This is a genomic window from Kribbella sp. VKM Ac-2566 (genome assembly GCF_004366005.1).
GTDB classification, from domain to species: domain Bacteria; phylum Actinomycetota; class Actinomycetes; order Propionibacteriales; family Kribbellaceae; genus Kribbella; species Kribbella pratensis.
The window spans coordinates 845,636-868,585 of record NZ_SODT01000010.1 but is presented as its reverse complement, the minus strand read 5'-3'; the positions used below and the strand labels follow the sequence as shown (position 1 = coordinate 868,585).

The window sequence follows — 22,950 nt, the reverse complement described above, 5'->3', positions numbered from 1 at the left end:
ATCACCAGCCCGGGAGTACTAGCGCGGCCCAGACGAGCAACGGGCCGGCTACGACCACGATCACGCTGTAGGTGAGAATCTGCTTGTAATACACGGGTTCTGCGATCGTGTCCGGCCGGTTCGCGAGCATCAGCGCACCATTGGTGGAGAACGGACTGACATCGACGATCGTCGACGCGATGGCCAGGGCCGCGACGAAGAGACCGGCGCTGATCCCACCGTGACCGATCAGCGGTACGGCGATCGGAATGATGACCGGCAGCAGTGCGGTCGACGAGGCGAACGCCGACACGACACCGCCGACGTAGCACAGGACGAGCGCGCCGATCACGGCCGCTCCGAGTCCGGCGGCCCACTTGCCGACGAACTGCGGCGCGCCGGATTCGGTGAGGATCGCGGCGTACGTGCTGACACCCGCGACCAGCAGGACCGTCGGCCACGCGACCTGCTTGACGGCGTCCTTGTGCTCGGTCGGCGACAGGATCGCGAGCAGTACGGCGGCGGTGATCGCGACGAACCCGATGTTCTTGTCGAACGCGAGTGCGACCACGGCCACGCCGACGAAGGCGATCAGCGTCAGCACCTGGTCCCGGCGTACGCCGCGCGCGAGCGTGCCGGTCGGCGCCGAGGCGCCGGTCCCGCGGGCGGTGACTGTCGCGCCGCCGTGGTGCAGATCTTCGGTGAGATGGTCCGGACTGTTCGGGTCGACGCGCTGGTTCATCAGCTTCCGGCCGCCGAACAGGATGAACAGGATCGTCGCCATCACCAGGTTGACGACGAGGCTGGCCAGGAAGACGGTCAGCTCACTGGACGGCAGTTTGGCGTCCTCCATCACCGAGTTGGTGATCGTGCCGTAGATGCTGATCGGCGAGAACCCGCCGCCCTGGGCGCCGTGCACGACGAACATGCCCATCATCAGCGGATTGATCTTGTACCGCGCGGCAAAGCCGAGCGCGATCGGCCCGATGATCGCGCACGCGGCCGGGCTGGCGGCGCCGATCGCGGTCAGTACGGCGGTGACCGCGAACATCACCCACGGGATCAGCGCGACCCGGCCGCCGACGGCGCGGACGGCGCTGGCGACTATCAGGTCGACGGTGCCGTTGTTCTTGGCTATCGCAAACAGATACGTGACGCCGATCAGCGTGAGGATCAGGTCGCCGCTGACGCCGGCCAGGATCTCCTTCTCACTCAGGTGCAACGAGTACATGCCGACCAGCCACGCCGCGACGTACGCGAGCGCGCCCATGTTGATCGGCAGGACCGTTCCGATGACGAACAGCGCGACGAGCGCCAGGATCGCAACCCACTCTGGTCCCATGACGGAATCCTCTTCCGGGCGGTTGACGGGGATATACCAGTTAGTAGCTGGCTCAGTGGCCTAGCCAATAGCCCAATGGGCCACTTGTCAATAAGCTGTGGGTATGGAGTCGCCGCCAGCTCGTCCCGCACCGCCTCGACCGGTCCCGCGATCCCGCCTGTACGAACAGGTCGCGGACCAGATCAGCACCTGGATCATCGAGAACGGTCTGGTGCCCGGCGATCGGCTGCCGCCGGAGCGGGAGCTTGCCCAGCGACTCGGCGTGAGCCGGGCGACGCTGAGCCAGGCGTTGGTGGCGCTCGAGGTCATCGGTGCGGTGGTGGTTCGGCACGGCGACGGCACGGTGCTGACCGAGCGGGCCCGGACCGCGCCGGTGATCGAGGCGATCCGCGCGCACGCCGACCGGCTGCCCGAGATCATCGAGGCCCGTGACGCGCTCGAATCGAAGCTGGCCGCGCTGGCGGCGTCACGTCGTACCGAGGCCGATCTGACGGCGATCCGGTCCGCGCTGGACACGATGGAGCGCGACATCGAGGCCGGTGGCCGGGGCGTCGAGGGCGACGAGGCGTTCCACGGCGCGGTGACCGCGGCAGCGCGATCGGGGTTGCTGGCCCAGATGATGACCGCCATCCACGACCTGATCCGGGAGACGAGGCTGGAGTCGTTGTCCCAGCCGGGCCGGCCACGTGAGTCGCTCGCCGGCCACCGGAAGGTCGCGGACGCGATTGCCGCCGGTGATCCGGTCGCCGCTACGCAGGCCATGCACGAGCACGTGATGCTGGTGTCCGACGTCGCATTGCTGCGGGATCGGACGTGACCGGTGTCGAGCATCTGGCGATCGTCGCGGCCGGTCTCGGAGCCGGCGTGCTCACGTCGACCGTCGGAGTCGCGTCGCTGATCAGCTTCCCGGCCCTGATCGCGCTGGGGATTCCGCCGGTCGTGGCGAACGCCTCGAACACGATCGGCCTCCTTCCCGGCGCGCTCAGCGGCTCGTTCGGCTACCGCCGTGAGCTCCGCGAGGTCTCCCGTCCCACGACGATCGCGGTCGTGCTGACATGTGCGATCGGCGCGATCGGTGGCGCCGTACTGCTGCTTGCGCTGCCGCCAGGCGTGTTCGCCGCGGCGGCTCCGTGGCTGATCCTGTTCACCTGCCTGATCGTCGGCGTGCAGCCGTGGATCTCTCGCTGGCTGCGGTCTCGGCACGAGGAACCGCAGGAGACGCGGACGACGATGACACCGGCGACGACGTTCTTCGCCGCTCTGACCGGCGTGTACGGCGGGTACTTCGGCGCCGGTGCCGGCGTGATGATGATGGCGGTGCTCGGCCTCGGCCTGGACCTCGAATTGCGCGTCGTGAACGCCCTCAAAACCCTGTCCCTGCTGGCTGCGAACCTCGTCGCCAGCGTGATCTTCGTCTTCATCGCCGATCTGAACCCGACCGCGATCGTGCTCCTCGCGATCGGCTCCGTGGCCGGCGGGTACGTCGGCTCACACATCGGCCGCCGACTGCCAAGCGGCCTGCTCCGCATCCTGATCGTCCTGGCCGGCACCACCGCCGCCGTCCTGATGCTCACTTGACCGTCGTCTGCGGTCAGGCGGTTGGGTCCGGGCCGAGGGCGGTGTCCAGGAGGTCGCCCAGCTGCTCGAGCTGGGCGGGTGAAAGCGACCGGATCGCAGACCCGGAGTACGGCAGGGCCTACGCGGCCGCGATCCCGCAGTCGACGTACACCGTTCTCCCGCACACCGGCCACCTCCCACAACTCGAGAGCCCTGAGGAGTTGCTCGCCGCACTTCGCCCGTGCATCTGACCGAGCGTCTGCCCGCGCCGTTCCAGCACTACAACCCGTGCGGACCCACGCCGCGTGACCGTTGCCTCGGGCCCCGAACTTGAAGGCGCGGGGGTCAGCGGGTGACGCGGTCTACTCGGTGGCCGGTGCGGTCGAAGAGGTGGATCCGGGAAGTGTCGAGGGCGAGGTGGACGCGGGTTCCGCGGGCCAGTTCGGTATCGACCGGGAGCTCGACGACGAGGTCGGCGCGGCGGTGGGTGGCGCCGTGGGTCTCAGGCGGGGGAGCGGGAGGCGTGGCCAGCCCGAGCCGGGAGCGGATCCTGGTCAGGAACGACGGTGCCTGCTCGGCCGCGGGGGACGCGTGCGCCGGTGCGACGCGGCCGATCTTGTCCGGGTCGACGACCTCGATGCCGCACTGGACGAACGCGATCGACTGCTGGCCGTGGAACTCGAAGGCGCGGATCGTGCCGGTCAGCTGGTTCGGCGCGTCCTCGGTCGTGATCAGGCTGAACGCGCTCGAGCGGGCGCCGACGATCACCTCGGCGCCGTCGTGGTGCCGCAGGATCAGCGACCGGCGATCGGTGGGGTCCAGAGAGATCGACTGGCTGCCGAGGTCGAGGGCGACCCGGTGGTGGGCGGTGACGCGTACGGTCGCGGCCATCAGATTGATCCGCGGCGTCCCCAGGAAGCCGGCCACGAACGCGGTAGCGGGGTCGTTGTAGACCTGCGTCGGCGTACCGACGTCCTCGATCCGGCCGTCCCTCATCACCGCGATCCGGTCGGCCAGCGTCAGCGCCTCGACCTGGTCGTGCGTCACGTAGAGCGTGGTCACGTTGAGGTCCCTGGTCATCGCACCGATCTCCTGACGGAGCTCGGTGCGCATCGTGGCGTCGAGGTTCGACAGCGGTTCGTCGAGCAGGAACACCTGTGGCCGCCGTACCAGCGCCCGCCCGATCGCGACCCGCTGCCGTTGACCGCCCGACAACGTCCGCGGCATCCGGTCGAGCACCGACTCGATGCTGAGGATCTGCGCGAGCCCGGCCGCGGTCGACCCGGCCTGTACGTCGTCCTGCCCGGCGATCTGCAGCGGGAACATGATGTTCTCCTGCACCGTCCGGTTCGGGTACAGGGCGCCGGTCTGGAAGACCATCGCCACACCGCGCTCGCGCGGCGCGAGCCGGGTGCCGAGGGTCCGCCCGAACCAGATCTCGCCGGCGGTCACGCGTTCGAGGCCGGCGATCATCCGCAGAAGCGTCGTCTTCCCGCACCCGGACGGCCCGAGCAGCACCATGAACTCGCCGTCGTCGATCTGCAGCGACAACTCGTCCACGGCCAGGTGTTCACCCTCGAACACCTTGGACACCGCATCGAGCCGGATCGCCGTCATGTCAGCCTTATACGGGAAGTTCCGGTTCACCGGCAAGCGCTGGGCGCCTGGCGAACTGGTTGCGGCCGGCACGATCCAGAACTCAACTGTTGCCGAAGGCAATCAATCTGCCGTTGACAGCGACGGTGACGAGGTCGCCGACGGCGCGGTCCGGGGTGCTGGTCAACTGGACCAGGTCGGCGCGGGCGCCGACTTCCAGGCGACCACGGTCGTGGAGGCCAAGGAGGTCGGCGGGGGTCGTGGTGGCCATCGTGACAGCGGTTTCCAGGGGCAGTCCGCCGGGGCCGGTGGCCCAGCGGAGGCAGTCGAGGAGGGAGGCGCCGCTACCGGCCAGGTACGGCGTACCTTGCAGGCGGAGGCTCCCGTCGGCGCCGACGGTGACTGCGCCGCCGACCGCGGTTCGGTAGTCACCGGGGGCGCACCCGGCCAAGGCGGCGGCGTCGCTGGTGAGGACGCAGCGCGTCGGGCCCTTGGCGCGGACGAGAGCGGCGAACGTGTCGGCGGGAAGATGATGGCCGTCGGCAATCAGCCCCGCGGTGAGCGCATCCTCCGTGAGCTGGGGCCAGATCGGGTTCTCGTGACGGTCGATCTGAGCGGGCAGTCCATTACCGAGGTGGGTCGAGAGCCGTCCGCCGGCGGCGGCGAACGCGTGGACGTCGGCGGCGGTCGCCAGCGAATGCCCGACCGAGGGAACCACCCCGCGCGCCGCGGCCGGCCCTGACGACGGTTGTACGAGGTGGCGGGTGAACTCGATGGCGCCCTGGCGTTCGGGGGCGAGAGTCATGATCGCGATCGCGCCGCCGGCCGCGGCCTGCCAGCGGTCGAACTCGTCGGCATCCGGGTCGCGGATCACGGCCGGGTCGTGCGCACCACGGGCGCCCTCCGCGGACGAGATGTACGGACCCTCCAGGTGCAGGCCTGGTACGCCGTACGCCACGTCGGAGTCGGTTGCGCGCGCGGTGGCGGCTCGCCTGACGAGCGTGGTCGTGGTCGCGTCGTCGGCGGAGATGATCGTCGGGTAGACCGTGGTCACCCCCTGTCCCCACAGTGCGCGGACGAGGTCAGCTAGTTCACTCGCCGGGCGGGACGGGTCGTTGACGTCCAGTCCGCCGTACCCGTTGAGCTGGATGTCGACGAGACCGGGAATCAGCAGCAGGTCCGGTGCCGACGGATGGTCGGTGATCTCCTCGATGCCGTCGGCCGAGAACCGCACCCGCACACCGCGCCCACCGGCCGTGCGACCTTCCAACACCTCGCTCATGACACTTGGCCTCCTAGGGCTTTCAAGGTTCGGAGCTGGCGGCGGGAGGTGATGCCGAGTTTGGCGAACGTTTTGCGGAGGTGCCACTCGACGGTTCGGGGGCTGATGAACAGTTGCGCGGCGATCTCCGGGTTGGTCAGGCCGTCGCGGGCCAGGCCGGCGATCTGGGCCTCCTGCGCGGTCAGGTCGTTGGTCGTCTCGGGCGTGCGTTTCCGGACGGTCTCACCGGTGGCGAGCAACTCGTGGCGGGCGCGTTCGGCGAAGGCATCGGCACCCATCGCGGCCAGCTGTTCGTGGGCGGTGCGGAGGTGCGCGCGAGCATCCTGACGACGGCCTTCGCGGCGCAGCCATTCGCCGTACAGCAGTTCGGCGCGGGCCGACTCGATGCGGAGACCGGTCCGGCTCAGGTGGTCGATCGACGCGCGGTACGCGTCCTCGTCGTTGCTGAGCAGCGCTCGCGTACGGGCCTCCATCCCGCGACCCCAGTCCGACGGCGTGGCGGCGACTCGCTCGTTCAGCCAGGCCAGTGCCGTCTCGACCAGCTTGGTGTCGCCGGTCCGCGAGGCCGCCTCGGCCAGTTCGCCGATCACGAGTACGCCGTACGCGACGACGTCTTGCTCGAACACCTGCAGCGCCGCGTCCCGGGCCGCGTCGTACCGGCCGAGGCCGTTGTTCAGCAACGAGCTCGTGTACGTCGCGATCGCGGTCATCCGGCCCTGGTCCTGAGCACGTGCCTCGCGGATCATCGCGTCGATCAGCGGTGCCGCCTCGGCCTCGTTCCCGCGGAGCGCGGCCAGCTGCATGCTGCCGATCCCGAGCGCGCGATTCCCGGTCGCGGCCGCGATCTGCCGCTCTTCCTCGACGTACGCCGTGGCGGCTGCGAGGTCGCCGGTCATCGACACCACGTTGGCGCGGAAGTTCAGCGCCCACTGGAGCTGGACGAGCGCACCGCTGTCGCGGGCGATCCGTTCGTGCCGTGCGGCCAGTTCGAGCGCGGCGTCGAGGTCCCAGACGTCGATCGCGACGATGCCGCTGGCCCGGTTGCCGGCCAGCCACAACCAGCCGCGGACATCCTCGGCGTCGCTCTCGCTCTGCCGCGCCTGGTCGACGGCTTTGACGAGCTGCGTCGCGGCAGCGGCGTACCCGCGGGTGAAGCGGAGCGCGAGCGCCTGGAGGAGCAGGTCGCCCGGCGGGTCCGACGGCGCCGGTGCGGGTGCGGCGGACGCGGCCTCGCCGAGAATCCCGGGTGTCTCCGGGCCGCTCGCCCAGATCGCGGCCGACATCGCCTCCAGGTACGCGACGCGCGCCTGCTCGTGGTCGAGCGGGTCCAGCTGCTTGGCGGCGACGACGAGCGTTCGGGCCGCCTCGGTCGCGTGTCCGCGGTCGAAGGCGATCTCGCCGCGCAGGCGCATGACTTCTGCCTCCCGTACGGCGTTCGCGGGGCCGGCGGACGCGGCGCCGAGCAGGTCCAGTGCAGCGTCGAGCGCACCGGCGCTGCGTTTCGCGGTGGCGGCGGCGAGCAGGCGGTCGGCTCGGAGACCGGGGTCGATGGTCAGCGCGGCCGAGCGTTCGAGGAACGTGGCGGCCGCGAAGAACCCGCCTCGTGCTCGCGCGCGCTGCGCGGACCGTTCGAGTTCGGCGGCGACGCCCTCGTCGGGGGCCATGGTCGCCTGCGCGCGATGCCAGGCCCGGCGGTCTGGGTCGGTCTCGGGATCAGTGACGTCGGCGAGTGCCCTGTGCACGGCCAGCCGTTGCTGCGGCGTGGCCGTCCGGTAGGCCGCCGAGCGCACCAGCGGGTGCCGGAACCGGATGTGCTGGTCAAAGGTGATCAGCCCGGATTCGACCGCATCCACCGCAGCTTCAGCGCCGAGCCCGAGTTGCTCAGCCGCTCGCCACAACAGCGTCGGGTCGCCGAGCGGCTCGGCGGCCGCGGTCAGCAGGAGCAGCCGGGTGCCGGGCAGCAGCGCTTCGATGCGCCGTACGAAACCGTCTTCGAGCCTGCTCGTCAGGGTGCCTGCGGTGAGGCCGTCGGCCAGCTCCGCCGCGGTCCAGGCGCGGGGGAGCTCGAGCAGGGCGAGCGGGTTGCCGCGGGTCTCGGCCACGATCCGGTCGCGGACCCGCGGGTCGATCGGTCCGGGGAGTACGGAGTCCAGGAGATCGCGGGCGTCGGCGTCGTCGAGGCCGCGGATCTCGAGTTCGGTGAGCCCGCTGAAGGCGTGCTCGATGCCGTCGCGGACCGCGAAGACCATCAGCACCGACTCGGCCGCGAGCCTGCGGGTGACGAACGCGAGGATCCGGGCAGACATCAGGTCCAGCCATTGCGCATCGTCGACCACGCACAGCACGGGCTGCTCCGCGGCCGCGTCGGCGAGCAGGTTGAGTACGGCGAGACCGATCAGGAACTTGTCCGGGGCGGGGCCGCTCACCAGGCCGAACGCCGTACCGAGCGCTTCCCGCTGCGGTGCGGGCAGCCGGTCGACGTGATCCAGGAACGGCTGGCACAACTGGTGCAGACCGGCGTACGCGAGCTCCATCTCGGACTCGATCCCCGCGGTCCGGGTGACCCGGCAACCATCCGCCCCGGCGACCAGTGCGTCCAGCAGAGCCGACTTGCCGACCCCGGCCTCTCCGGTGAGCAACAGCACCTGGCTACGCCCGGCCTTCGCCTCGCGAACCAACCCGTCCAGTACGCCGGTCTCCCGCCGCCGGCCCCGAAGCCCTCGATCCGCGATCCCCACAGCGGGCAGCCTATCCGGGCCGCCCGGTGTGCACTGGTCAGACCAGTACTACTGGACCTCCGGCGAGTCGGGCGACTGTCGCGCTGCCGGTCTGTTGGAGCCAGGTGCGGTCGGCCGTCAGGACGGTGAGGGCTGCGGCGGTGGACTCGGCCAGGACGGCGCTTTCGACCGTTCCGGTCACCGGGCTTCGGCGTACGTCGACCTCTGGGTACGCCGTTTGCCACGCGGTCACGTCGGCGGGAGTGGTTTGCAGGATGGTCAGGCCAGTGCCCCGGCGGCGTGCCGCACCGAACGCGAAGCCCAGGGCGTCGGGGCGGTCGTGGCCGCCGACAGCTACGACGACTCGGCCCGTGGACGGCCCAACCGTGTGGTCCGACGTCAGCCCGACAACTGCCAGCGAGGCCGTCGTACGGCGGGCCAGGCGGCGGGACAGCGCCCGCTCGAACCGCCGGCCGCGGCCGATCACCACAAGAGCCCCGGTGCTCTCCCGGGCCTCGTTCAGCAGGGCGGTCAGCGGGCGGCCGGGGAAGACCGTCGACGAGATGCGCAGGCTCGGAAAGATCGTCTGCACGTGCTCGATCGCCTCGTCCACGACTGCGTCTGCCGCTTCGAGGTCCCGCTCTTCGACGGTCAGCTCGCCGAGCGGGTCGAGCAGATGCGGCCACCGGAACGCGTACACGATGCGCAGTTCGGCGCCACGGGCCGCAGCCTCGGCCGCCGCCCACTCCAAGGTGTCCTGGCCGTCGTTCTCGAGTAGGACCACCACTGGGCCGTAGTACTGCTTCATCGGACTGCCTCCCTGGACGTTCTTCGGTGTGACACCACCGTCTCGTCGCAGGCAGGTGCATCACACCAGGGAGAACCACGGGTCGTTACCCAGGGACTCACGTGTCCAGCAGCCGCAGCGCCTCCGTGATCGAGGTGGTGACCGGTGCGCCTGTGGCCTGCAGGGCCTCCAGGGTCATCGCGCCGGTCGTGACGAGGACGCAGCGGGCGCCGGCTGCCTGGGCGGCGTTGGCGTCGTCGACGACGTCTCCGATCAGCACTACATCGGACGGGTCGAGCTGCTGTGCCTCCAGGTGGCGGATCAGGCTGTCGGCCTTCGAGCCGCCACCTATCTCTCCCGGCAGACCGTCGACCCGGGTGAAGTACTGCGTGAGGCCGTAGTGCTCGACCGTCGGTGTGAGGCGCGAGTGGAACCACATGGACAGCAACGACTGAGTCCGCCCGCCGGCGGTCCAGGCTCGCAGTACGTCGTGGGCGCCCGCGGCGAGCTCGCAGGTGTGCAGGAGAGCGTCGTACCGGTCGTGATAGAGCTTGTCGACCTGCGCCCACTCCTCCTCGTCGAGCGCGCGCTGCAGGATCTGCTCGTACGAGAGCCGCATCGGCCGCGCGTACGCCGCCTGCCACTCGCCCCAGCTCAGCTCCGCGCGCCCGAACCCCGCACAAACCTCGTTGACGGCAGCCAGTACGGCGTGATTGTCATTGAGCAGCGTCCCGTTCCAGTCCCACACCACATGTTTCACCGGGCAACTGTAGACGGGCACACCGAGGCGAAAGGCTCGCGAATGGGACAGATCACAGAGCTGGTGCGGCTGATTCCGGCGGACCCCGGCAAGCCGGCCCGTAAGGAGGCGGCCGCCAGCCGGCGGATGTCCCTCGACCTGGCACTGCATCCGTCCACGTGGTCCGCCGAGCAGGCTGATGAGACGGTACGGCGCTACACCGAGCTGGCGCCGGTCTGGGACGACGAGCGCGGTGGCTACCGGCCTGTGCCACTCGCTGACGCGTTGGAGCGTGGTGGTCCGTGGCCGCAGGGCCTCTGCCTGGAAGTCGGCTGCGGGACCGGTCTGCTGTCCGGTCTCCTCCACGGCGTCTGGTCCGAAGTGATCAGCCTGGATCTGACGTGGGCAATGCTCAGCCGCTCGACGGAGCCGTGGCGGATCGTGGGTGATGCGTCGCGGCTGCCTGTCGCAACTGCGTCGGCGCGGGCTGTGGTGCTGGCCGACGTACCTCTCTTTGCTGACGAAGTCGTGCGCACCTTGGCGCCGGACGGCGTACTGGTGTGGTCCAACGCGCTAGGGGAGGACGCGCCGCATCACGTGCCGATCCCGACGGTGCTCGCCGCGTTGGAGAGTGTGTCCGGTGAGTCTTGGTCTGCGGTCACGTCCCACGCTGGCTGGGGCCTGTGGGCCGTCCTTCGGCGCAATGGCTGAGTTCCGGCAGGCGGCTGAGGTCGCGGAAGGGTTCCACGCCGAGGTGGTCGCGCCTCTGGTGGGAGACGTGGACTACGCGGCCGGGCTGCTCGGGTGGGGCTCGGACGTGCTGGGGTACGACACCGTGCGCTCGACGGACCACGGGTGGGGGCCGCGGCTCGTCGTACTCGTGGACGCGGGCCAGGTCGAGAGGGTGCGTAGGGCTGTCGACGACGGGCTGCCGGACGAGTACGCCGGATACCCGGTCCGCTTCGGCTGGGACAGCTACGAGCCGCGGCACCACGTGACGGTCACAACCGTGGGGGGCTGGTTGCGCGAGCAGCTCGGGTTCGACGCGTCGCAGGGGATCGGGGTCGACGACTGGCTGGTCACGCCGCAACAGCAGCTCCTCGGAGTGGTGGCGGGACGGGTGTACGCCGACGACGGCCGGCTGGCACGGGTGCGCGACGCACTCGCCTGGTACCCGGACCAGATCTGGCGGTGGACGCTCGCGTGCCAATGGTCGCGGATCGCGCAGGAGGAGGCATTCGTCCAGCGCACGCACGAGGTGGGTGACGAGCTCGGGTCACGTGTCGTGGCCGGTCGGCTGGTGCGGGACCTCATGCGGCTGGCGATGCTGCAGGCACGGACCTATGCGCCGTACAGCAAGTGGCTCGGCACGGCGTTCGCTCGCCTCGGTCACCCGGACGGGCTCGACGTGGCGCTGGCCGACGCGGTGGCGGCCGAGTCGTACGTCGATCGCGAGCAGGCGCTCGTCGCGGCGTACGAGCTGGTCGCCCGTCGCCACAACGCGCTCGGGATCACCGACGAGCTCGACCCGGCGCCGCGGCCGTACTTCGACCGGCCCGCGCAGGTGCTCCATGCTGGGCGGTTCGCGGACGCGTGTTTGGCAACGGTGACCGACGAGGCGGTCTCGCGGCACGGGCTGATCGGGTCGATCGACCAGTTCGCGGACAACACCGACGTACTCAGCAACCCGGCCGCGTTCCGGAAGCTGATTGCTGTCTATCGTTGACCGATGACCCTCGCCAGGCACGTCATCAGCTCCGTCACGACCACCGAGATCCGCTACGAGTACCTGCGGACGATCGGCCGTAACGCGTTCCTCGGGAGCCACGGGAACGGCGGCAGCACCACGGCGTACGTCGTGGAGACCGACCGCGGCGCGACGGGTTGGGGGCTGCCGTTGTACGACGCGGATCCCGGGCAGCTGCCGGGGCGGTCGTTGGCCGAGCTGATCGATCCGGAGCAGGGCGTGATCGACCCGGCGGCGGAGTTCCTCGACTATCCGTTGCACGATCTGGCGGCGCGGATCCTCGACGTGCCGGTGTACGCGATGCTCGGCGCAGCCGGGTCGCCGCGGGTGCGCTGCTACAGCGGCGGCATCTACTTCGACGACCTCGACGGCGGTCTCGAGGCGATCCGGGCGAATCTCGCACAGGACCACGCGTTCGGGTTCCGCGACTTCAAACTGAAGATCGGCCGCGGCCACCGGTGGATGGACACCCGCGCCGGACTGCAGCGCGACATCGACGTGACCCGGCTGGCGCGCGAGCTGTACCCGGACGCCGCGATCCTTGTCGACGGCAACGACGGCTTCACGCTCAACGGCCTGTTCGAGTACCTGGACGGCGTCGCGGACTGCGACCTGTACTGGATCGAGGAACCGTTCGCCGAACGCCGCCCGGACCTGGAGGCCCTCCACGATCACCTGCAGATCATGCCTTCCCGCCCGAAGGTCGCCGACGGCGAGTACGACCCGAACGTGGAGCACGTCCTCGAGCTCGCTCGCGAAGGTCTCGTCGATGTGGCCCTGATGGACGTCACCAGCCACGGCCTCACGGCCTGGCGCCGCACTATGCCGCTCCTGAAGGCCGAAGCCTCACCCCACGCCTGGGGCCAGCCCCTCAAAACCTTGTACGCCGCCCACCTCGCAGCCGGCCTCGGCAACACCCCCATCATCGAAGGCGTCCCCGGCCCGGGCTACTACGTCCTGGAGGACGGCCACGTCGTACTCCCCGAAACCCCCGGCTTCGGCCTCAACCTGCCGTAGCCCGGCGGATCACACGTCCAGGATGAGGTCGGTTGTCGGGCGGGAGCAGCAGATCAGGGCCTGTCCCGCCGGGGGAGGTTCTAGCGGGGTGGGGGAGTAGGTCAGGTCGCCTGAGAGCAGTGGGGTGATGCAGTTGTGGCAGACGCCGGTGCGGCAGCTCCACCGGGCCGGTACGTCGCAGGCCTCGGCCAGCTCGAGCAGACTGCCGTCTTGCATGGGTGTAGAGATACCGCTGCGGGCGAACGTGACCAGTGATCCTGTGCCGAGTACATCTGGTTGGTGCGGCGGTCTGCTCGTCTGCCCGACCACACCTGGGTTCAGCGACGCCAACGCTCCGAACAGCTCCGTCCGGATACGCGTCACCCCCAGCGCGTTCAGCGCCTCCCGCATGTCCGCCATGAACGATTCTGGCCCGCAGACGTACGCCGTCGCGTCGGTCGGCAGCGCCAGTCCGGCCAGCTTGTCCTTGGTCAGCCGGCCGTCGACCGAGCTGTAATACACGTGCTCGTGGGCGCTAGGAAGCCGGGCGAGCAACTCATGTGCCTCGGCCGCGAACGCGTGCTCGCCCGGCCCGCGGGCCGCGTGGATCCACCAGACCTCACGGGAACTACCGGCAAGGCTGTGGAGCATCGCGAGCACAGGCGTCACGCCGATGCCCGCTGAGATGAGCAGCACCGGCTCGGTCCGGTCATCGAGGACGAACTCACCACGTGGTGCTGCGACTTCCAGCAGACTGCTGGGTGTCAGCTGCGTGAGGTATTCACTCCCAAGACCATGAGGTTCGCGCTTGACGCTGACGCGATAGCCGCGGGAGGTGGAGAGCGAGTAGCTGCGCACCCCACCTGGCAACCGAAACGTGAGGTACTGACCGGCCCGAGTCGCAGGCAGCTCACCACCGTCAGCTGCCGCGAGGTGCACCGAGAACACGTCGCTGGTCTCGGCGACGACATCTGTCACCCGCAGCGGCCGAAAGCCGTTCCAGGCTGGCTTGGGCGCGTCAGCCTCCTCCAGCAGGTCGCGGAACGACCCCTGCCAGCCGGGACTCATCGCCCGGATCTGTACGGCGAGCCGCAGCTTCTCCTGGTCCCGGTCGGGCAGATAGAGCAGCGCGTCGGTGTCCGACACGCTCAACGCACCAGGGCCGGTCGCCGTCCTGACGATCGAATCACCGGCCGAGATCTCGCCTTCCGTGATCACCCGGCAGTAGAAGCCCGGCCGATGATGGCTGACGAGGAGCGCGGGCAGCTCCGGCTCACCCATCCGCAGGCCTACCCGGTAACAGGTGACGCGCGGCTGAGTGACCTCCAGTTCGACGCTGCCGATCCGGTACCGGTCCCCGATGCAGACCTCGTCGTCGGGCAGTCCATCGACCGTCAGGTTCTCGCCGAACTGCCCGTAGCCGAAGTCGTCTCGACCGAAGTACTTCTCCCAGTAGCGGTAGGAATCGAGCTGGTACACGAGCACCGCGCGCTGCTCACCACCGTGGCCGGCCGTGTCGCCCTGGCCGTCGCCGGCCAGGTTCAGCCGCCGGACCGTCACCGGCCCGTCGACCGGCTGCTTCCACACGCCGGTGTAGACGGTCTTCCCGTTCCACTCGACGTTCTTCGGCAGTCCGACATTCACCGACAACACAGTCGCTTCACTCATCCGGACCCCCTCCACGGTCCTAAGCTACGCCTCCTGGGACAGGCGCTTGGTGTACTCGGCTACCTGGCGGAGGGACTTCTCGTCTGCCCATGACCAGGTTGGCGCGGGTGTTGACGGGCCTTCGTAGGGGAGGTCCTCGTAGTGGGCTTGTAGCTCGGCTAGCTGGGCGGTCAGGGCAGCGCGTGTGTCGGCGTACGCCGGGTCGTCGGCGACGTTGACCAGCTCCTGCGGGTCTTTGCGCAGGTCGTACAGCTCCCACTCGGACTCGAAGAGTCGCTCCGACGACCCCGGTACGCCGAGACCGGCGCCGTAGTAGTGGATGAGCTTGAACTCCTTCGTCCGTACGCCGTAGTGCGCGGGAGCGTGGTGGATCGGGTCATCGTGCTCCCAGTACCGGTAGTACATGGCTTCCGGCCAGTCCGGGACCTCTTCACCACGCAGTACCGGCAGGAAGCTCCGGCCCTGCGAAGTGGGCAGCGCCGGCGCGCCGGCCATGTCGAGGAACGTCGCCGCGAAGTCGACGTTGGTGACCATCGCGTCACAGGTGCTGCCGGCCGGGATCACCGACGGCCAGCGGATCATCATCGGCATCTGCAGCGACTCGTCGAACATGAGCCGCTTGTCGAACCACCCGTGATCGCCGAGGAAGAACCCCTGGTCGGACGTGTAGACGACAACGGTGTTGTCGCTGACCCCCTCCTCGTCCAGTACGTCGAGGAGCCGCCCGACGTTGTCGTCGATGCTCTGGACGCACTGCAGGTAGTCGCGCAGGTAGCGCTGGTACTTCCACCGCATCCGCGCCTCCCGGTTCTCCGGGCCGCGTAGCTCGTCCGGCAGCTCCTCACCGAGCTCGTCCGCCCCCAGGTCGTCCGCAACGGACATGCGGACGCCACGGACCGCCTGACTCCGCGTGCTGTGGTCGTCGAACAGTGTGCTCGGCTCCGGGATCGAACCGACCGGGTAGAGGTGCTTGTGCTTCTCGTCCGGTACCCACGGCCGGTGCGGTGCCTTGTGGTGCACCAGCAGCAGGAACGGCCGGTCCGGGTCCCGCTGCCGGATCCAGTCGATGCTCTGGTCAGTCACGATGTCTGTCGCGTATCCAGGGACCGACGAGGCACCGTCCGGTCCGAGCATCAGCGGGTCGACGTACTCACCTTGCCCGGGGAACACGCGCCACGCGTCGAAGTGCCGTGGCGCGGACTCCGGTCGCTCACCCAGGTGCCACTTGCCGAACAGCGCGGTCTGGTAGCCGGCCTCCTTCAGCACCTCGGCGAACGTCGGCACGCGGTAGTCGATCTCGGTGAAGATCGACGCGACCCCGTTCACGTGGCTGTACGTCCCGGTCAGGATCGACGCCCGCGACGGCGAACAGATCGAGTTCGTGCAGTACGTCGCGTCCATCCGCACCCCGTCCTGCGCCAGCCGGTCCAGGTGCGGCGTGCTGTTGATCTTGCTCCCGTACGCCGAGATCGCATGAGCGGCATGGTCGTCGGACATGACGAAGACGATGTTGGGACCGGAGCTCGAAGCAGACATCGTTTCACCCTAAATCACCCGCGGCCGGTTTTGGACATCGCTTTCCGCCGGATGCTTGGTGGGCGTAGGTTTGGCGCTTATGGCCATGTTCGACCTTTCCCTCGACGAGCTCCGCGAGTACCGGCCCGAGGTGGCCGCTCCCGCCGACCTGGTCGACTTCTGGCGCCGGTCCATCGAGAAGGCGCGCACCGACGACCTGTCCGCCACGTTCACCCCGATCGACAACAAGCTCGCGGTGATCGACACCTACGACGTCACGTACGCAGGCTTCGGCGGCTCGCCCGTGAAGGGCTGGCTGCACGTTCCGGCCGGCACCGACGGCCCGCTGCCGACCGTGGTGCAGTACCACGGGTACTCCGGTGGCCGCGGCTTCCCGCACGCGACCACGCTGTGGGCGCAGGCCGGCTACGCCCACTTCGTGATGGACACCCGCGGCCAGGGCTACAGCTCCGGCGGCCCCGACGGTACGCCGGACGACACGCCGTACGCCGGTCTGAACCACACGCCCGGGTTCATGACCGCGGGGATCACCGACCCCGAGACGTACTACTACCGCCGTGTGTACATCGACGCGGTGCGGGCCATCGAGGCGGCGCGGACGTCGCCGTTCGTGGACCCGGGCAAGGTGATCGTCAGCGGCGGTAGCCAGGGCGGCGGCATCTCGATCGCGGCGGCCGGCCTCGCGCCCCTCGCGGGGATCGAGCTGCTCGGCTGTGCTCCCGACGTACCGTTCCTGTGCCACTTCCAGCGGGCGCTGCAGATCACCGACAAGGACCCGTACGGCGAGATCACGCGGTACCTGAAGGGATTCCGGCACGACGTCGACGCGGCGCTGAACACCCTCAGCTACTTCGACGGCGTCAACCTCGGCCGGCTGGCCACGGTGCCGGCGCTGTTCTCGGTCGCGCTGATGGACGCCACCTGCCCGCCGTCGACGGTCTTTGCGGCGTACAACCACTGGGGCAGTGCGGACAAGCAGATCGAGGTCTACCACTACAACAACCACGAGGGCGGGCAGACGTACCAGCAGCTCGCGCAGCTCGACTGGTTCGCCGGGATCTTCGAGGCCGCCGGAAAATAGTCATCGGCGGACCGATGAGTTTTCGGTCCGGGCGGCGTTACACGGTCATCGATGTCGGTCAGACTGGACCGACGGTGACCGCGGGAGGCCGCAATGGACTGGAAACTCGAGCTCGTGATCGTGCCGGTGTCGGACGTGGACCGGGCGAAGAAGTTCTACACCGACCAGCTCGGGTTCGCCGAGGACGTCGACCATCGGGTGGGCGACTCGTTCCGGGTCGTGCAGCTCACCCCGCCCGGGTCGGCGTGCTCGATCACCATCGGCGTCGGGGTGACCTCGGCGACACCGGGCAGCTACCAGGGCACGCACCTGGTGGTGACCGACATCGAGGCGGCGCGGGCCGAGCTGGTCGAGCGGGGCGTCGACGTGAGCGAACCGTTCCACTTCGGCGCCTCGGGGAAGCAGCCCGGGCTCTCGCCGAATCGCGCTGACTACGAGACCTTCCTGTCCTTCGAGGACCCGGACGGCAACGGCTGGACCGTCCAGGAGGTAGGACACCAGCCGTGACAACTCTGGAAGAGGCGGCGTTCGCGGGTGATGAGTCCGCGTTCGCCGCCCTGGCCGGGCGGTACCGGCGGGAGCTTCATGTGCACTGCTACCGGATGCTCGGGTCGTACGACGAGGCCGAGGACGCGGTGCAGGACACGCTCTTGCGCGCTTGGCGCGCCCGCGACTCGTACGACGGGCGCACGTACTTCCGGGCTTGGCTCTACAAGATCGCGACCAACATCTGCCTGGACGTCGTACGTCGGCCGGCCGCGCGAGACCTGGTGTGGCTGCAGCCCTACCCGGACCGTTTGCTCGATGAGATCGCCCCGTCCGACGATCGGCCCGACATGGTCGCCGTGGACCGGGAGACGATCGAGTTGACGTTCCTGATCGCGCTTCAGGCGTTGCCTCCTCGACAGCGGGCCACTCTGATCGCCCGCGACGTACTCGGCTGGTCGGCCGCGGAGACTGCCGGGCTGTTGGACACCAGCGTTGCCGCGGCGAACAGTGCACTCCAGCGTGCCCGGGTGACGATGCAGCAGCGCTTGCCGGTACGTCGGAGCGACTGGAGTGCGCCGCAGCCGACAGCTGAGGAGCGAGAGGTGCTGGCGCGGTTCATCGACGCGCACCAGCGGTGTGACGCGGCTGCGGCGATAGCGATCGCGGCCGAGGACCTGCGGATCTCGATGCCGCCCGACCGGTTGTCGTTCGACGGCCTCACCGCGTGCCTTCCGCTGTTCGAACGTGGACTCGGGCCGAACCGCGACGGCGAGTGGCGGCTGGTGCCGACCTCGGCGAACCGGTTGCCCGCGGCAGCGTCGTACCTGCTGCGCCCGGGGGACACCGTGTGGCGGGCGTTCAAGCTGGACGTGCTGCGCGTGCACGACGGCAAGATCGCCGAGATCATGACCTTCGGCTACTCCCGCTTCCCCGCCTTCGGCCTACCTGACCGGTTGACGCCCTAGCGGCCGCTACTGTGGGAAGCATGCTGGGACTACCTACGGGGATCCAGGCCTGTTTGTTCGACCTGGACGGTGTGCTCACCGATACCGCTGCCGTTCACGCCGCTGCGTGGAAAGAGATGTTCGACGAGTTCCTTCGCGACTATGCGGCGCAGCACGGGATCGCCTTCCAGCCGTTCGACGCGCGCGCGGAGTACGACGCGTACGTCGACGGCAAGCCGCGGGCCAACGGCGTCCGGGACTTCCTCACCGCGCGCGGCATCACGCTGCCGGAGGGGACCGCCGACGATCCACCGTCCGCGATGACCGTGAACGGCCTCGGCAACCGGAAGAACCAGGCCGTGCAGCGACGGATCCGGACCGAGGGCGTGCACGTGTTCGAGGGCTCCCGGCGGTACCTGCAGGCCGCGGAGAAGGCCGGGCTCCGCCGGGCCGTGGTGTCCTCGAGCGCCAACACCCGCGAGGTGCTCGAAGTCACCGGTCTCGCGCAGTATGTCGAGCAGATCGTCGACGGCGTGACGATCCGGACCGAGGGCCTGAAAGGAAAGCCGGCGCCGGACACGTTCCTCGCCGCGGCCAAGGGCTTCGGCCTCGAGCCGTCGGCGGCGGCCGTCTACGAAGACGCACTCGCCGGCGTGTCCGCCGGCCGTTCAGGCCATTTCGGGCATGTCATCGGAGTAGACCGCGTCGGCCAGGCGGCCGACCTGAAGTCGCACGGCGCCGACGTGGTGGTCCGCGACCTGGCTGAACTGTTGCCAGCAGATGTGGAGAACAAATGATCGACCGAGGCCACCACCCGATCGAGCCGTGGCGGCTGCGGGAGACACGGCTCGCCATGGACAAGCTGGCCCAGGCAGAGTCCCTGTTCGCACTGTCGAACGGCCACATCGGACTGCGCGGCAACCTCGACGAGGGCGAGCCGTACGCGATTCCCGGCACCTACCTGAACTCGTTCTACGAGCAGCGTCCGCTCCCGTACGCCGAGGCCGGCTACGGCTACCCGGAGTCCGGGCAGACCCTGGTCGACGTCACCAACGGCAAGCTGATCCGGCTGCTCGTCGACGACTCGCCGTTCGACGTGCGCTACGGCTATCTGTCGAAACACGAGCGCTCGCTGGACTTCCGGACCGGAATCCTCGAACGCGACGTGGACTGGACCTCACCCGGCGGCAAGCGGGTCAAGGTCCGCAGCCGCCGCATGGTGTCGCTCACCCAGCGCGCGGTGGCCGCGATCGAGTACGTCGTGGAGCCCGTCGACCAACCCGCCCGCTTCGTGATCCAGTCCGAGCTGGTCGCGAACGAGGCGCAGCCGAAGCTGTCCGACGATCCGCGCGTGGCCGCTGTCCTGGACAACCCGTTGAAGCCGGTCAGCCACGACGGGGGCGAGCACGGGACCGTCCTCATCCACCGGACGACGCGAAGCCAGCAGTTGATGGCCGCGGCGATGTCGCACGAGGTGGAGACGTCGGCCCGCTACGCGATGGACCAGGACGTCCGCGAGGACTGGGCGCGGACCACGGTGATCTGCCAGCTGCAGCCGGGCGAGAGCCTGCGCGTGGTGAAGTATCTGGCCTACGGCTGGTCCAGCCTGCGGTCGGAGACCGCCATCCGGGACCAGGTCGCGGCCGCGCTCGCGAGTGCCCGGTTCTCCGGCTGGGACGGGTTGACCAAGCAGCAGGCCGAATTCCTGGACGACTTCTGGGACGGCGCCGACGTGGAGGTGCAAGGACACCCGGAGTTGCAGCAGGCGGTGCGGTTCGCGCTCTTCCACGTCCTGCAGGCCGGTGCGCGCGCCGAGCGGCGCGCGATCCCCTCGAAGGGGCTGACCGGAGCCGGGTACGACGGGCATACGTTCTGGGACACCGAGGGCTTCGTGCTGCCGGTGCTGACCTACACGATGCCGGACGCGGCCGCAGACGCGCTGCGCTGGCGACACTCGACGCTGCGGATGGCCAAGCAACGGGCCGAGGAGCTGGGCTTCCAGGGCGCCGCGTTCCCGTGGCGGACGATCCGCGGCCAGGAGTGCTCCGGCTACTGGCCCGCGGGTACGGCGGCGTTCCACATCAACGCCGACATCGCCGAAGCCGTCATGCGCTACTACCGGGCCACCGGCGACGACGACTTCCTCGACGAGGTCGGGTTGGAGCTGCTGGTCGAGACCGCCCGGTTGTGGATGTCGCTGGGCCACCACGACCGCGACGGCCGTTGGCATCTGCCCGGTGTGACCGGTCCGGACGAGTACAGCGCTGTTGCCGACGACAACGTTTTCACCAACCTGATGGCGGCGCGCAACCTGCGGTCCGCGGCCGAGGTCGCGGCGAAGTTTCCGGTCAAGGCGCGGGAGTTCGGTGTCGACAGCGAGGAAGAGGCCAGCTGGCGGGACGCGGCGGCTGCCGTGTACGTGCCGTACGACGCGGATCTCGGCGTACATCCGCAGTCCGAAGGTTTCACCGGGTATGCGGTGTGGGACTTCGATGCCTACAAGGGCCGGTATCCACTGATGCTGCATGCGCCGTACTTCCAGCTGTACCGCACCCAGGTGGTGAAACAGGCCGACCTGATGCTGGCGACGTACTGGTGCGGCGACGCGTTCACCGCCGAGGAGAAGGCGCGCAACTTCGACTACTACGAGCGGCTGACGGTCCGCGACTCGTCGTTGTCGGCGTGCGTGCAGGCCGTGATGGCGGCCGAGGTCGGGCATCTGGATCTGGCCTACGACTACGCGTACGAGGCCGCGCTGATCGACATGCGGAATCTGCACCACAACACCGGAGACGGCCTGCACATGGCGTCGCTCGGCGGCGCGTGGAGTGCGCTGGTGGCCGGTTTCGGCGGGTTGCGCGAGCACAACGGCGGCCTGTCCTTCGATCCGGCGCTGCCGATCGGCCTGGCCGGGCTGAGCTTCACGATCCGGTGGCGCGGCGTCCGGCTGAAGGTGGAGATCGATCCGGTGGCGGTGAAGTACTCGGTGCACGACGGGCCGGACGCGTCGATGAGGATCCGGCACGCCGGCGAGGAGCTCACGGTCGCCGCGAAGCAGCCGGTGGTCCGGACACTGGAGAAGCGCCGGCCGTTGCTGCCCCGGCCGCCACAGCCGGCAGGCCGCGAGCCGCGGCCGGCGCTGGGGGTCAGTGAGGACAGCTGAAGGCCGGCACTTCGCGACGAGTCAGGGGATCGCTGGTCAGTTCTTCTTGCGGGCGGCCAGCGACTCGGCGGTGCCGACGAGCATCACCGACGAGATCACGGCGACGATGAACCCGAGCACGTTCAGCTCGAAGATCCCGCCGGTGCCGAGGAAGCTCGCGATGGTCCCGCCGATGACCGAGCCGGCCAGTCCGAGCAGCAGCGTGGCGAGCAGGCCGAGCTTCTGCCTGCCGGGCGTGAAGAGCCGGGCCAGCGCTCCGATGATGAGTCCGGCGATGATGAAGCCGATCATGGCTGATGTCCTCCGAGAGTCGAACGGTAGGACTTCAGTCTGCCGTCGCGACCGGGTCTGCGGCAGTGGAGTTCTCCCTGAGCGGACCCGGACCTGACCCTGGGCGATCTAGGGCAGGTCAGGGGCGGGCGGTGAGGGTGGAGAGCTGGCTGTTGGCGAGCAGGCGGGGAGCGCGGCCGAGCCGTTCGATGACAGCGGCCTCGAGTTGCTCGGTCGCGTGTACGTCGTCCCGCAGCAGGGCCTGGTAGCCGGCCCGGCACGGGTAGCGGGGGCTCAGGATCTCGACGTACACCTGGATGTCCGACAGCTTCGGGAACTTCTTGAGCACGCTCAGAGTGGTCTTCGCGCAGCGGATGAGTGCCGGCCGGGTCTCGTTCGAGCTGGTGCCGTTCCGGACGATCAGTTGGTCGGCCAGAGCCTTCGTGATGAAGTACTGCGCGCTGGGCGCCTTGACCTGGAGGTAGCGGACGCTCGCGGTCTGCTTGACGTCGCCGGTGAGCGCGCAGACCGACCATTGCGGCGGCACCTTGATCACTTGAGTCCGGGGGACGTACGGCGGGATGCCGGGCAGCTTCCCGCCGCTGTTGTTGACGGCGATCAGCGCGGCCCGCGACGCCTGGTCCTGCGGGTTGGCGAACGGAGCGGCCACCAGGTGGCTGCTGAAGTTCGCGTCGGGGATCACGACGACCAACAGGCCGCCGGTGTTCTTCACGAGCAACGACGTGCCGCTGGGATCGGTGCTGAGTGTTAGTTGGACGCCGTCGGTCTCCGACGCCGTCGGGAGCGGCACGGTCGAGTGGGCGCAGTCGGTCGCCGGCTTGTGAGACGCCTGCGTGCGCGGCGCGACGATCGTCGGCGTCGGCGGCTGTGTGGGCGGCAGGCCAGACCCTTTGACGACCGAGCAGCCGGCCACGACGAAGGACGCCAGCACCACAGCACAGGCCATGAGCGCCCGACCACGTACTGCCACCATGACCCCCTGAACTCCGAGTACCAGGTCCCCACCCACTCGGGTACAACCACAGATTCATCCCAG

At 69.2% G+C, this 22,950-nt stretch carries 20 protein-coding genes; 10 read left to right on the top strand and 10 right to left on the bottom strand.

Annotated features, from left to right (window positions below; translation table 11 throughout):
- Position 1: 1 nt before the first annotated feature.
- On the bottom strand, positions 2–1,321 hold the full coding sequence (locus EV647_RS22405) for an SLC13 family permease (protein ID WP_134005839.1): 1,320 nt from the start codon (positions 1,319–1,321) through the stop codon (positions 2–4).
- A gap of 103 nt (positions 1,322–1,424) precedes the next feature.
- Between EV647_RS22405 and EV647_RS22400 the strand changes: the two genes are divergently transcribed.
- Together EV647_RS22400 and EV647_RS22395 are read left to right on the top strand one after the other, a co-directional pair.
- Positions 1,425–2,138: a FadR/GntR family transcriptional regulator gene (locus EV647_RS22400; protein ID WP_134005837.1), complete on the top strand. Its 714-nt coding sequence runs from the start codon at positions 1,425–1,427 to the stop codon at positions 2,136–2,138.
- Positions 2,135–2,899 (top strand): sulfite exporter TauE/SafE family protein, encoded by a 765-nt coding sequence (locus tag EV647_RS22395; RefSeq protein ID WP_134005835.1) that lies wholly within the window; start codon positions 2,135–2,137, stop codon positions 2,897–2,899. The genes EV647_RS22400 and EV647_RS22395 overlap by 4 nt, the downstream gene beginning before the upstream one ends.
- Before the next feature lie 324 nt (positions 2,900–3,223).
- Here EV647_RS22395 and EV647_RS22380 read toward each other — a convergent pair whose 3' ends face one another.
- The 5 genes from EV647_RS22380 to EV647_RS22360 all read right to left on the bottom strand — a co-directional run bounded on the left by EV647_RS22380 (position 3,224) and on the right by EV647_RS22360 (position 10,020).
- Complete coding sequence (locus EV647_RS22380; protein ID WP_134005833.1) at positions 3,224–4,495, bottom strand: ABC transporter ATP-binding protein; 1,272 nt, start codon at positions 4,493–4,495, stop codon at positions 3,224–3,226.
- Between the two features lie 82 nt (positions 4,496–4,577).
- The gene (locus EV647_RS22375) at positions 4,578–5,756 is read right to left on the bottom strand and encodes an N-acetylglucosamine-6-phosphate deacetylase (RefSeq protein WP_134005831.1); all 1,179 of its coding nucleotides are present in this window, start codon (positions 5,754–5,756) and stop codon (positions 4,578–4,580) included.
- On the bottom strand, positions 5,753–8,494 hold the full coding sequence (locus tag EV647_RS22370; protein ID WP_238177336.1) for an AAA family ATPase: 2,742 nt from the start codon (positions 8,492–8,494) through the stop codon (positions 5,753–5,755). The genes EV647_RS22375 and EV647_RS22370 overlap by 4 nt, the downstream gene beginning before the upstream one ends.
- Positions 8,495–8,531: 37 nt before the next feature.
- On the bottom strand, positions 8,532–9,281 hold the full coding sequence (locus tag EV647_RS22365) for a universal stress protein (protein ID WP_134005829.1): 750 nt from the start codon (positions 9,279–9,281) through the stop codon (positions 8,532–8,534).
- A gap of 97 nt (positions 9,282–9,378) precedes the next feature.
- Positions 9,379–10,020, bottom strand: coding sequence for an HAD family hydrolase (locus EV647_RS22360; protein WP_238177335.1), 642 nt, complete (start codon positions 10,018–10,020; stop codon positions 9,379–9,381).
- A 42-nt stretch (positions 10,021–10,062) separates the two neighbouring features.
- Between EV647_RS22360 and EV647_RS22355 the strand changes: the two genes are divergently transcribed.
- From EV647_RS22355 to EV647_RS22345, 3 genes are read left to right on the top strand one after another with little or no spacing between them, the layout of a single operon-like run.
- Positions 10,063–10,710: a methyltransferase domain-containing protein gene (locus EV647_RS22355; RefSeq protein ID WP_238177334.1), complete on the top strand. Its 648-nt coding sequence runs from the start codon at positions 10,063–10,065 to the stop codon at positions 10,708–10,710.
- On the top strand, positions 10,703–11,725 hold the full coding sequence (locus tag EV647_RS22350; protein WP_134005823.1) for a DUF4037 domain-containing protein: 1,023 nt from the start codon (positions 10,703–10,705) through the stop codon (positions 11,723–11,725). The genes EV647_RS22355 and EV647_RS22350 overlap by 8 nt, the downstream gene beginning before the upstream one ends.
- A gap of 3 nt (positions 11,726–11,728) precedes the next feature.
- On the top strand, positions 11,729–12,763 hold the full coding sequence (locus EV647_RS22345; RefSeq protein WP_134005821.1) for an enolase C-terminal domain-like protein: 1,035 nt from the start codon (positions 11,729–11,731) through the stop codon (positions 12,761–12,763).
- A gap of 9 nt (positions 12,764–12,772) precedes the next feature.
- On the opposite strand, the gene EV647_RS22340 is transcribed toward EV647_RS22345, so the two are convergent.
- On the bottom strand, positions 12,773–14,410 hold the full coding sequence (locus tag EV647_RS22340) for an MOSC and FAD-binding oxidoreductase domain-containing protein (protein WP_134005819.1): 1,638 nt from the start codon (positions 14,408–14,410) through the stop codon (positions 12,773–12,775).
- Between the two features lie 24 nt (positions 14,411–14,434).
- Entirely contained in the window at positions 14,435–15,946 is a 1,512-nt protein-coding gene (locus EV647_RS22335) for a sulfatase (protein WP_134005817.1), read from the bottom strand.
- A 79-nt stretch (positions 15,947–16,025) separates the two neighbouring features.
- Here EV647_RS22335 and EV647_RS22330 point away from each other — a divergent pair, with 79 nt between their 5' ends.
- From EV647_RS22330 to EV647_RS22310, 5 genes are all read left to right on the top strand, one after another.
- Positions 16,026–17,027 (top strand): acetylxylan esterase, encoded by a 1,002-nt coding sequence (locus EV647_RS22330; RefSeq protein WP_134005815.1) that lies wholly within the window; start codon positions 16,026–16,028, stop codon positions 17,025–17,027.
- 93 nt (positions 17,028–17,120) lie between these two features.
- Complete coding sequence (locus tag EV647_RS22325) at positions 17,121–17,534, top strand: glyoxalase superfamily protein (RefSeq protein WP_134005813.1); 414 nt, start codon at positions 17,121–17,123, stop codon at positions 17,532–17,534.
- On the top strand, positions 17,531–18,481 hold the full coding sequence (locus tag EV647_RS22320) for a sigma-70 family RNA polymerase sigma factor (RefSeq protein WP_134005811.1): 951 nt from the start codon (positions 17,531–17,533) through the stop codon (positions 18,479–18,481). Before EV647_RS22325 ends, EV647_RS22320 begins: the two co-directional genes overlap by 4 nt.
- A gap of 20 nt (positions 18,482–18,501) precedes the next feature.
- Entirely contained in the window at positions 18,502–19,257 is a 756-nt protein-coding gene (locus EV647_RS22315) for a beta-phosphoglucomutase family hydrolase (RefSeq protein WP_134005809.1), read from the top strand.
- The gene (locus EV647_RS22310; RefSeq protein ID WP_134005807.1) at positions 19,254–21,623 is read left to right on the top strand and encodes a glycoside hydrolase family 65 protein; all 2,370 of its coding nucleotides are present in this window, start codon (positions 19,254–19,256) and stop codon (positions 21,621–21,623) included. The genes EV647_RS22315 and EV647_RS22310 overlap by 4 nt, the downstream gene beginning before the upstream one ends.
- Before the next feature lie 36 nt (positions 21,624–21,659).
- Here the strand turns inward: EV647_RS22310 and EV647_RS22305 are convergent, their stop codons facing one another.
- Both EV647_RS22305 and EV647_RS22300 read right to left on the bottom strand, forming a co-directional pair.
- Positions 21,660–21,914 (bottom strand): GlsB/YeaQ/YmgE family stress response membrane protein, encoded by a 255-nt coding sequence (locus EV647_RS22305; protein ID WP_131339587.1) that lies wholly within the window; start codon positions 21,912–21,914, stop codon positions 21,660–21,662.
- Between the two features lie 118 nt (positions 21,915–22,032).
- Positions 22,033–22,887 carry a hypothetical protein gene (locus tag EV647_RS22300; protein WP_134005805.1) on the bottom strand — a complete coding sequence of 285 codons (855 nt, stop codon included), beginning with the start codon at positions 22,885–22,887 and terminating at the stop codon, positions 22,033–22,035.
- Between the last annotated feature and the right edge of the window lie 63 nt (positions 22,888–22,950).